The 10,627-nt window shown below is 42.6% G+C and carries 11 protein-coding genes; 6 read left to right on the plus strand and 5 right to left on the minus strand.

Annotation, left to right across the window (positions count from 1 at the left end; all coding sequences use genetic code 11):
- Nucleotides 1–59 precede the first annotated feature (59 nt).
- The 3 genes from lon to ACWIUD_RS07425 are packed head-to-tail and all read left to right on the plus strand — an operon-like array spanning nt 60 to nt 4,137.
- Nucleotides 60–2,402: an endopeptidase La gene (gene lon / locus ACWIUD_RS07415; RefSeq protein WP_454148180.1), complete on the plus strand. Its 2,343-nt coding sequence runs from the start codon at nt 60–62 to the stop codon at nt 2,400–2,402.
- Entirely contained in the window at nt 2,402–3,994 is a 1,593-nt protein-coding gene (locus ACWIUD_RS07420) for a MiaB/RimO family radical SAM methylthiotransferase (RefSeq protein WP_454148150.1), read from the plus strand. The genes lon and ACWIUD_RS07420 overlap by 1 nt, the downstream gene beginning before the upstream one ends.
- 17 nt (nt 3,995–4,011) lie before the next feature.
- A complete protein-coding gene (locus ACWIUD_RS07425) occupies nt 4,012–4,137 on the plus strand; it encodes a hypothetical protein (protein WP_454148152.1) in 126 nt (41 codons plus the stop codon).
- Nucleotides 4,138–4,164: 27 nt separating this feature from the next.
- Here the strand turns inward: ACWIUD_RS07425 and ACWIUD_RS07430 are convergent, their stop codons facing one another.
- Both ACWIUD_RS07430 and ACWIUD_RS07435 read right to left on the minus strand, forming a co-directional pair.
- Nucleotides 4,165–4,353, minus strand: coding sequence for a hypothetical protein (locus ACWIUD_RS07430; RefSeq protein ID WP_454148154.1), 189 nt, complete (start codon nt 4,351–4,353; stop codon nt 4,165–4,167).
- Nucleotides 4,326–4,757 (minus strand): Dps family protein, encoded by a 432-nt coding sequence (locus tag ACWIUD_RS07435; RefSeq protein WP_454148156.1) that lies wholly within the window; start codon nt 4,755–4,757, stop codon nt 4,326–4,328. The genes ACWIUD_RS07430 and ACWIUD_RS07435 overlap by 28 nt, the downstream gene beginning before the upstream one ends.
- A 110-nt stretch (nt 4,758–4,867) precedes the next feature.
- On the opposite strand from ACWIUD_RS07435, the gene ACWIUD_RS07440 reads away from it, so the two are divergent.
- Nucleotides 4,868–5,014: a hypothetical protein gene (locus ACWIUD_RS07440; RefSeq protein WP_454148158.1), complete on the plus strand. Its 147-nt coding sequence runs from the start codon at nt 4,868–4,870 to the stop codon at nt 5,012–5,014.
- 109 nt (nt 5,015–5,123) lie between these two features.
- Here ACWIUD_RS07440 and ACWIUD_RS07445 read toward each other — a convergent pair whose 3' ends face one another.
- The 3 genes from ACWIUD_RS07445 to ACWIUD_RS07455 are packed head-to-tail and all read right to left on the minus strand — an operon-like array spanning nt 5,124 to nt 8,400.
- Entirely contained in the window at nt 5,124–5,285 is a 162-nt protein-coding gene (locus ACWIUD_RS07445) for a hypothetical protein (protein ID WP_454148160.1), read from the minus strand.
- 7 nt (nt 5,286–5,292) lie between these two features.
- Nucleotides 5,293–7,764, minus strand: a complete 2,472-nt coding sequence (locus ACWIUD_RS07450) for a molybdopterin guanine dinucleotide-containing S/N-oxide reductase (RefSeq protein ID WP_454148162.1) — start codon at nt 7,762–7,764, stop codon at nt 5,293–5,295.
- Between the two features lie 12 nt (nt 7,765–7,776).
- Nucleotides 7,777–8,400 carry a hypothetical protein gene (locus tag ACWIUD_RS07455; RefSeq protein ID WP_454148164.1) on the minus strand — a complete coding sequence of 208 codons (624 nt, stop codon included), beginning with the start codon at nt 8,398–8,400 and terminating at the stop codon, nt 7,777–7,779.
- Between the two features lie 252 nt (nt 8,401–8,652).
- Between ACWIUD_RS07455 and ACWIUD_RS07460 the strand changes: the two genes are divergently transcribed.
- Together ACWIUD_RS07460 and ACWIUD_RS07465 are read left to right on the plus strand one after the other, a co-directional pair.
- On the plus strand, nt 8,653–10,344 hold the full coding sequence (locus ACWIUD_RS07460) for a glucosyltransferase domain-containing protein (RefSeq protein ID WP_454148166.1): 1,692 nt from the start codon (nt 8,653–8,655) through the stop codon (nt 10,342–10,344).
- The gene (locus ACWIUD_RS07465; RefSeq protein WP_454148168.1) at nt 10,310–10,474 is read left to right on the plus strand and encodes a hypothetical protein; all 165 of its coding nucleotides are present in this window, start codon (nt 10,310–10,312) and stop codon (nt 10,472–10,474) included. Before ACWIUD_RS07460 ends, ACWIUD_RS07465 begins: the two co-directional genes overlap by 35 nt.
- The last annotated feature ends 153 nt before the right edge of the window (nt 10,475–10,627 follow it).

Raw genomic sequence — 10,627 nt, forward strand, 5'->3', positions numbered from 1 at the left:
CAGAATCTAAAATGCAAAATCGCAGAATCTAAACTTTAAAGGACATTAAATTGAAAAATATGAAATTTCCCACCATTTTGCCTATTTTGGTAGAAGATTCAAACTTCGTATTTCCATATACGATTAGCCCGATTTTTGTAAGTGATGACGCGAATCTCTCCGCGCTAAATGCCGCGATGGACGATAATGCCGTGATTTTCATCACCACCACAAAGGACAGCACGGATTTTGAAAGCCCGATTCATAATGAATTTTACGATGTGGGCGTGGTTGGCAATATTATGCGAAAGCAAACAATCCCAAATGGCAAGACAAAGATTTTGTTTCAGGGCATTTCACGGGCGCGAATCTTAAAGTATGACAAGCCACAAGGTGCGCCATTAGTTGGAATGATTGATTTGATAATCCCAGATTCGCCTGATAGCAACAAGCTAAATGCGACTATGGCGTTTTTGAATGAAAAGATTGACTTAATCGCAAAGTTGCTCCCATATTTTCCGCACGATTTGATAAAGACAATCGAAGGCTTTGAGCCAAATCGCGTTGTGGATACGATTTTAAGCACGATTCGCTTCTCTAAAAGCAAAATTTATAATGTCTATGCCAGCAATGATACGATTGAACGAATGATTTTGCTAATAAGCTACATTGATGAAGAGATTGAGAGCCTAAAACTCCAAAAAGAGATTAAAACAAAAGTAAATAACAAAGTCGAAAAAATCAACAGAGAATTTTACCTAAAAGAGCAATTAAAGCAGATTCAAAAGGAATTGGGCGTTGATAATCAAAAAGATGAGGAAATTGAGGGCTATGCCAAAAAATTAGAATCCATAAAGCCACACATCGCAGAGGACGGCTACAAAGAAATCAAAAAGCAAATCGAGCGATTAAGCAAAATGCACAGCGATAGTTCAGAGGCAAATATCGTGCAAAATTATATCGAGTGGATGTTAGAAATCCCATTTGGGAAGTTTTCAAACAAAAAGCTATCCATTGCAAATGTCGAAAAACAGCTCAATATCGACCATTTTTCGCTAGAAAAGCCAAAAGAGCGAATCGTAGAATTTTTTGCAGTAAAAGAGCTTTTGTTGCTTCGTGGCAAAAAGGATACGAACTCCAAAGGGACGATTTTGTGCTTTTATGGACCGCCGGGCGTTGGGAAAACGAGCCTTGCAAATTCGATTGCAAAGGCGTTGAAGCGTCCATTGGTGCGAATCGCACTTGGCGGATTAGAGGATGTCAATGAACTTCGCGGACATAGGCGGACATATTTAGGCGCGATGCCCGGGCGAATCGTGCAGGGTTTGATTGATGCAAAAGAGATGAATCCCGTAATCGTGCTTGATGAAATCGACAAAGTGGGGCGAAGCTATCGTGGCGACCCGACAAGTGTGCTTTTGGAGATTTTAGACCCCGAGCAAAATGTCGCATTTAGGGATTATTACGCGAATTTTAATATTGATTTAAGCCAAGTGATTTTTATCGCAACGGCAAATGACATTACGCAAATCCCAGCCCCCTTGCGTGATAGAATGGAGTTTATTCAGCTAAATAGCTACACACCGCAAGAAAAATTAGAAATCGCCAAAAAATATTTAGTGCCACAAGAGCTAAAAAAGCACGGCATAATGGGCGCGGAATTTAGCATAAATACAAACGCGCTTAAAGAAGTCATCGAAAAGCACACGCGTGAAGCGGGAGTGCGAAAGTTGCGAGAGCAAATCGCACAGATTATGCGAAAAAGTGCCAAAATCATTTTGGAGCACAAAAAAAGCAAAATCTCCGTAACCACACAAAATCTTAAAGATTTCTTACACAAAAGCATTTTTGAGATTGAAGAATCCGATGGCATTGATAAAATCGGCGTGGTAAATGGACTTGCTTGGACAAGCGTGGGAGGCGATGTGCTAAAAATCGAAGCCATAAAGATTGTAGGCAAGGGCAATTTGGAGCTAACGGGCAATTTGGGCGATGTGATGAAAGAATCCGCCAAAATCGCGCTCTCAACGGACAAAAACTACATTGACAAAAAATTCAAAACCAAAGAGCAGATTTACAATCGCTTTGACATTCATTTGCATATCCCAGAGGGCGCGACACCAAAGGACGGACCGAGCGCGGGAATCGCAATGGCGTGCGCGATTATGAGCGTGTTGTTGGATAAAAAAGTCGATAGCAAAATTGCAATGACGGGCGAACTGACTTTAAGCGGGGAAGTTTTGCCAATCGGCGGACTAAAAGAAAAGCTAATCGCCGCATTTAAGGCAAAAATAGAGCGCGTCCTAATCCCAGAAAAAAACTTCAAACGCGATTTAGATGAAATCCCGCAAGAAGTCAAAGACAATCTCAAAATTATTCCTGTAAGCCGAATCGAAGAGGTATTTAGCAAGGCACTCAAATAATGCCAAAACTTCATCTAATCTCACTTGGTTGCACGAAAAATTTAGTCGATAGCGAGGTAATGTTGGGCGCGTTATCGCACTATGAGCGCACAAACGATGCGCAGGACGCGGATATAATCATCGTAAATACTTGCGGATTCATCGCTAGTGCAAAAAAAGAGAGCGTGGATAAGATTTTAGAAGTGGCTTTGAAAAAGAGAGCAGAGGCGATTTTAATCGTAAGCGGTTGTTTAAGTGAGCGATACGCCGAAGAGTTGCGTGATGAAATCAAAGAAATCGACATAATCACAGGCGTTGGGGATTATGATAAGATTGAATCGATGATTAAAAGCGTGGTAGATTCGCGTAAAAATAAATCAAATCCGTGCGACAGCACCGAATCTCGCCCGCTTCGTGGTGCAAAAAATCGGATTCAAGGTTGCAGTAGTGCAACCGCCGATTTTTTGCTAGAAGCGGAAAAGCGAGGCTCTCCCCCTAAAAGCGAAAAAGCGGCTGCTTTTTGGCGCGTAGGGGGAGCGGGGCGGGGGGTGCAGCCCTTTTTGCGAAAAGATTCAAGTGAATCAAAGGGACAAAATGGCGAATCTAACGCAGATTCAAGCAAAAAATTACCCATAAATTCTACGCCCCAAATCATCAAATCCCCCCGCACTTTTCTTATCGAAAACCAACAGCGAATCATCACAGGTAGCGCGATTCACGCATATATCAAAATCAGCGAGGGTTGCAATCAGCAATGCAGTTTTTGCGCGATACCGCATTTTAAGGGGCGACTTCATTCGCGCAATTTGGATTCGATATTGCGCGAAATTGATTCGCTTTTAGCAAAAGGCTACTTTGATTTTAGCTTCATTTCACAGGATTCAAGCTCATATATGCGCGATTTAGGCAAAAAGGACGGGCTTATCGATTTAATAAAGCGCGTTGAAAAAAGTGGGGCAAAATCCGCGCGAATCCTTTATCTCTACCCCAGCACCACTAGCGAATCGCTAATCCAAACTATCGCCCAATCGCGCGTATTTCAAAACTATTTTGATATGCCACTGCAACACATTAGCGATTTTATGCTAAAAACTATGAAGCGTGGTGCGCCCAAAGCGCGACATATTGCCCTTTTGGAGCAAATGCGAAATGTCAAAAACAGCTTTATTCGCACATCGTTTTTGGTGGGGCATCCACGCGAGAGTGAGGCGGATTTTGATGAGCTGTGTGAGTTTGTGAGTGAGTTTAGCTTTGAACGCGCAAATATCTTTGGCTTTTCGCGCGAAGAGGGGACGGCGGCGTTTGATATGAGCGGTGCGGTGAGTGCGAAAACCGCAAAAGCGCGAATCAAAAAGCTAAATGCGATTTTATCAAAAGCGCAAGAGAAAAGCCTAAAAAGCCTTGTGGGACGGACGATTCGCGCCATAATTGAGGGGCGAAGCGATAAAAGCGATTTGCTTTTTAGTGCGAGAGATTTGCGGTGGGATAGGGAGATTGATGGTGAGATTCTTATTAATGACAGCGAAATCCCGCTAGATTGTGGCTACTACGAAGTGCAAATCACAGACTTTAAGGGCGGATATTTGATAGGGAGGGCAATTAGCAAAATTTAATAAATTCGCAGAATCTAGTGCGTTGTTTTTTTGTTATTGTGAGATTCTGCGGAGTTTGTGTGCCGTCATTGCGAGAAGTCGCGCGTTTAAGGGCAACTTCGTGGCAATCTATATTTTTAAATTTATGGATTGCTTCGATTTAGCGTTACCGAATCTCGCAATAATGGATTTCAACGCAGATTCTGCGTTTTTTTGTTTGATTTCGCAGAATCTTGCCCCAAAATCGCAGAATCTCCCCAAATCTCCGTTAGTTTCTGTGATTTTTGAGATATTTCGCAGAATCTCCCCAAATCTCCGTTAGATTCTGCGTTTCGTAAGATTTTTGTGAAATTTATGCAAGTTGCGCTTTTAGCATCCAAATCTCTTTTTCTAACTTCGCAACAACGCCATTTGCGTAATCCACGCTTGGCGTATCGCCCGCCTTTTCTCCCGCCTCTGCGAGAGTTTTAAACGCCTCCAAAAAGTATTCAAAGTCCGCCAAAATGATTTTTAGCACTTCCTCGCCTTTGAAATCCGCCTTGCTTTCCTCTTTGATTTTCGCAGTTTTCAGCGCAGAATCTAGCGTCACAAGCGGTTTTCCGCCAATTTGCAAAATCCGCTCCGCCACCGCATCAAAAATCTCCGCAAACTCATCATAAATCCGCTCCGTGCTCTCGTGGATGGGCTTAAAAAGCGTCCCCTTCACATTCCAATGCAAGTTATGCAGCTTCATAAAAAACACAATGCTGTCCGCTTGAATTTGCCTCAAAATCTCTACTACCATAATTTCTCCTTTACGCATAATTTAGGCGCAAATCGTAGCATAAATTTTATTAAGATTGCGCTAAAAAATCATAGAATTTTAAATAAAAATTTGGCGATTTTAGGGATGATTTGCGTTTAAAAAATGCGGAAAATTCTATAAAAAAAGGTTGCAATTTGGCAGAATCTCTTGCCAAAAAGTGCCAAATCCACAAATCCAAACTTTATCAAAGTAAGCGACACAGGCAAATCCACGCGAGACAAAAAATGAAATGCTAATCAATATTAAAGAGCAAAACACAAGAGATTAAAACACCACAAACTACGCAGAATCTGTATTTGTTTTCCCTCCCAAATGCGCGGAAGGGATTAAGGGGTGGGGTATTTTTTAAATTAGATTCTGCGAATTATGCAAAATTCGCAGAATCTCAATCGAAGTAATGGCGGTATGGCTTTGTGCCGTTTTTGCGCGAAATGAGCGAGATAGAACTAGTGGTTCATCGAGCGAAATTTTGTGCGAAAACGGCGCAAATTGCATACCCCAGAACAAATTGTCCCTATTTATTCGCATATTTCGGTGCTTTAAACACTTGCACCGCTTCTGCTTTGCCTTTATATTTCTCCACATTTACTAGCGCAGTGTGGGCGATATTGCCGTTTGCTAGTTTGGAGGTAGGTATGTCAAGCGTTAGCAGATTCGCGCTACCATTGCGACATAGCCCTTTGCTATCTGGGTCATACCACGCGCCCTCAGGCAATCGCACTACGCCCTCTTTTATGTCATTTGTGATGACAGCCCCTGCCAAAACTTCGCCTCGTTTGTTAAACACGCGCACAATGTCGCCTTTTTTGATACCTTTGCGTTTGGCGTCTTTTGTGTTTATCCAAATGGGTTCGCGCCCATTGACAGCGTATTTTTTGCGTAGGCTAGTGTTGTTTAGCTGTGAGTGCAATCTATCCACAGGGTGAGTGCTTATTAGATGAAATTCCGCGCTTTTTTCTTTCATCAAAAGCCACTCAGCAGGTTCAAACCAAGTGGGGTGCGCGTGGCAATCATCGTATTTCATTTTCTCAATGGTAGTAGAGTAAATTTCGATTTTGCCAGATGGTGTCCCTAGTGGGTTTAAAATAGGGTCATCTCTAAAATCTTTAAAGCGCACAAACTCCGTATTTTCATAAGGCACTTCAAAGTTTATGACTTTGTTTGCCTTCCAAAATGCCTCAAAGCTATCAGGCAATGGGATATTTGATGCTTTTGCTTGTTTTAGCGCGACATTGTAAAATTCCTCTAACCACGCCATTTCGCTTTTGCCTTCGCTATATTTATCCAAAATGTCAAATTCCTCCGCCAAATCGCAGAAAATTTGATAGTCATCTCGGCTCTCCCCTTGTTTTTCTACCGCTTGTTTCATAGGGACTAAATTTAGGTTTGAATAATCCCCTGTCATCGCAATATCATTGCGCTCATAAGTCGTAGTCGCAGGGAGGACAATATCTGCCATTCTAGCAGTAGGCGTCCAATAAATCTCATTTACCACAAATGTGCGTGGTTTTTTAAACGCTTTTACAAGCGTATTTGTATCTTGATGATGGACAAATGGGTTTCCACCGCACCAATATACGAAATCAATGTCAGTATAAGTTACCTTTTTGCCGTTGTTATCGATGACTTTGCCCGGATTTAGCAATGCGTCTGCGATTCGCGCCACAGGGATATTGTATTTTGCAGAAGTGGCAAGCCATTCAGAGCCCCTGCTTTCATCAGTTGTCGCACTAGCAGTCATACCGCTAGGTATTGCAGCTTTTGCAGTCGCTACGCCACCGCCAGAGTAGTGATAAGATAGCCCGAATCCTCCGCCGGGTAGCCCGATTTGCCCAATCATACTTGCCAAAGTTACAAGCATCCAATGTGGTTGCTCTCCGTGGTGAGCGCGTTGCATTCCCCAGCCAGACATTAGCAATGTGCGATTGCCAAAGAAATCTTTTGCAAGTTGCTTAATGGTTTTTTCGCTTACGCCACTGATTTTTGATGCCCATTTTGCGTCTTTTGCAACGCCGTCTTTTTTGCCTGTGAGATATTCGGCAAATTTATCAAAGCCCTCTGTATAGGTTTCTACGAAGTCTTTGTCATATTTGCCTGTGGCGTGCATTGTATGTGCGATACCTAGCATAAGTGCGACATCGGTATTTGGGCGTGGTGCAATCCACTCAGCTTTTAGCTCTTTTGCGCTCTCATTGAAAATCGGGTCAATGTGAATGATTCGTTTGCCCTTTGCTTTGGCTAGTTTTTTGAAGTATTCGATACCTTCACCATCAGGGATTCCCCACGCTACGCGAAGCGTTGCAAATGGATTCGTTCCCCAAAGCACGATGATTTTGCTTTCACTTAGCACATAATCCCAAGAAGTTTGTTGGTCATAAACCTCCAAAGTCCCTACCACGTGTGGCATAATGACTTGTGAAGCACCTGTGGAGTAGTCGCCTGTCGAGCCGACATAGCCACCAGCCATTCCCAAAAATCTTTGAAGTAAGATTCGCGCATTGTGCATTCTGCCCGGGCTATACCAACCATAGCTTCCGCCAAAAATAGCACTTGCGCCTTTGTCTTTGTAGGTTTTTTTGAGTTCATTTGCGACAAGTTTTATCGCGTCTTCGTATTTTACGCGCACCCATTCATCTTTGCCACGAAGTTCTGGCTTTGGTGAATCTGGATTTTCCAAATAGCTTTTTCGCACCATTGGATAAAGCACCCGCGAATCCGCATAAATCAAATCACCCGTAACCGTTTGCAACGGATTTAGCGTCTTTTTAGGAATCGCATTTTGGCTTGAAACAACCTTGCCATTTTTAATGCCAAGTTTCAAAATCCCCCAATGCGCACCCGTAATCACTTCGCCATTTTTCACTAGCTCTGTGGTAAAGCCACCTTTTAGTCCCTTTGCCTTCAACGCTCCGCGTCCTACTACATTGTCAATTAGTGGCAAGCTCGCAAATAATGCACTTGCCTTTAAAAATCCTCGTCTTTCCATTGTTGTTTCTCCTTATTTTTTATATGGCATATCTTTTGCGTTTTTTTGCAAATACTGAATCAAAAGATAGCTCTCTTCTTTTGAAATCGCCGTCCTACTAAGCATAGAGTTTATCATACTAGGCCACTGATTTGCGTTAAACTCTTTTTTATCGTGGAGTTTGTGGCAAATACCGCAGTTCGTTTGATACATTTCCTCCGCGCTTTTATACATAGCCTCCAAATCATCGCCAAATCCGTCCTTTTCAGTTAAGAATTTTGCTTTGATTTGAATCCACTTTTTACCGCCGTCCTCAATAGAATCTATTTGCGTAAAGTCATATTGCGCCTTTTTGTCAATCCCTGCAACCAAGATTCTGCGATTTGGCACGAAATATACCGCATTTGGGACGCCATCTTCTATCCACCCGCTAATCTCAACTTCTACCTTGCCATCCTTTTCGCCGTCTTTTTCGCCAAGCATTTTCACCTCCACGCTAGGCAAAAGTCGCCCTACGGCTTTTTGTGCATTTGGCAAATATAGCTGTTTGACTTTTGTGGCATACGATTGCCCCCAACTAATGCTAGAAAATAGCGCAAAAATAAGTGCGATTTTTGCCACGCCAAGCGATTTTTGCGCATTTTTAAAAACGCCCATCAAAACCTCCAAACATTAGATTTGCAAAATATATTTTGCAAGTTTGGATTCTACTCTAAAATTTTGCATTTGCGTAATATATAATTTTTTATATAACCCCGCAAAATATGGATTTTTTCGCACATTTTATAAGCATTTTATAAGGCAGATTCTGCGTTTTTTGCGAAATTCGCAGAATCTCGCGTGAAAATCCGCAGAATCTCAATATTTTTTCACTACAATCGCACGAAATTTTTTAAAAAGGCAAATGCGATGAATTTCTTTTATAGATTCTGCGAAATGTATGTGAGAACTTCGCTCCCACGCGCACTTTTTGACGCATATAAAAGCATAGATTCTGCCGTCCGCCGTGCATTTTGGGCGATTTTCATCATCACAAATCTCACATTTGCATTTCACACAATCCACTTTCTTTGGGGCAATCACGATTGGTTAGCGGTGTTTGAAGGGCATAATATTTTTGCTGAAAACTTTTCAGGACGCTACACGCAACATCTCATTTCTCTCGCACTACAAGGCGGTAGAGTGCTCCCAGTGCTAAATAATCTTTTAGCATTTGGAGGCATTGCATTTGGCGCGGTGCTAATTTGCGCTTTGCTAAATGTGCCAAAACGCGCGTGGATTTGGGCGATAATAGGACTTATGCTGACACTTACGCCACTTGCGCTAACGCGACTTTATTACGCATTTCAAGTCTCTGGGCTTTTTATCGCCATCGGCATTGGGATTTTGGGACTTTATGTTGTAAAAGATACGGCAAAACTCGCGCTTTGCGTAATCTCCATTTGCCTTTTGCACTTTGGGATTGCGAGTTATCAGCCATTTATAAATACGATTTTTGTCCTGCTGTGCGGGGCAATCATCGCTAATATCATCGATTTTAAGGGCGATTTAAAAGTCGCATTTTGCAAATCTCGCTCTATGATTTTATGCTCAATTTTTAGCGCGCTATCCTACAAAATCGTCCTTGACGCGCTAAAATGGCAGGGCATTGCAATCGAAAATTATAATAACCAAATGACACCCATCGCCGAAATCCCCACGCGAATCGCACTTATCGCCAAAAGCGCATTTGAAAATCTCGTGCATTACGAATACGCATTTATGCCGCAAGGTTTAAGTGCCCTATTTTTGGCGTTTGCAATCGCGCTTGTGATTTTAATCTTTGTTTTGCCTTTTAAGATTCGCGCGAAATTTGCGATTTTGGCACTTTTAGTTTTCTCGCTATTTGCGACACTTTTTCACATCCTACTTTCAAAAAATATCGTAAATGACGCCACTACGGACTTTTATGGATTGGCATTTTGGCGTGTGGTAGTCGTTGCGCTAGTTTTTAAGGCAAGTTTTGCAATGCGCAAGAGTGTCGCAAACTTCGTGCGAAACAGCGCATTTTTGCTTGGGGTGGGCACTCTTTGGGTTTGCATAGTGTGCGACTTACACGCACAGCGAATGCAAAAATTCGCATTTGACGCCCACACCACGCTTTTAAAGACAATAGTCGCAAAAATCGAAACGCTAGAAAACTTCGCCTACGGGCAAAAATACCACTTTTTAATGTTTGGCGATATACCAAATATGCGCCACCGCTACGGCAAACCCTACTTTGAGACGCTCCCGCAGGACAAAATCAAGCGTTCAGGCAGGGGACTTGGCGGATATGGGACGCTAATCCCCTCGTGGTCGCCACTGCAAGCATTTGAATTTTATATGCTAGAACCCATCAGTGGCGCGGGGCGGGGCAATTTTGGCGATTATTTGGACGGACATAAGGATAATGCGCTCTTTCAATCGCTAATCGTGCGCCTTCGCAAGGCGGGGATTTTGGAGCGACTAAAACCCTATCCGCACAAAGATTCGCTTGTGCTATTTGAAGATATTATCGTGCTTGTGGCAAGTAAGGGGCATTTGGATGAAGTGCGCGAAATGGCAAAGGGGTGGGAGTAGATTTGGCAAATTAGCACGAAAATCGCAGAATCTAGGCATATTTTCAAAGCAAACTCGCAGAATCTGCGCTATGTTTCGTCATTGCGAGACTTGCTTGCAAGTCGTGGCAATCTATTTTTTTTTAATTTAGATTCTGCAATTTTTTTTGTCATTCTGAGCGAAGTGCGAAGCACAAAGCGAAGAATCTCTTTTTAGTTTCTGTGATTTACGCAAAAATCCCACAAAATCGCAGAATCTAGCGCAACCCCCACGATTTTCACGCTTCCACCAAAACAATTTAAGC

The organism is Helicobacter sp. 23-1044 (assembly GCF_053654695.1).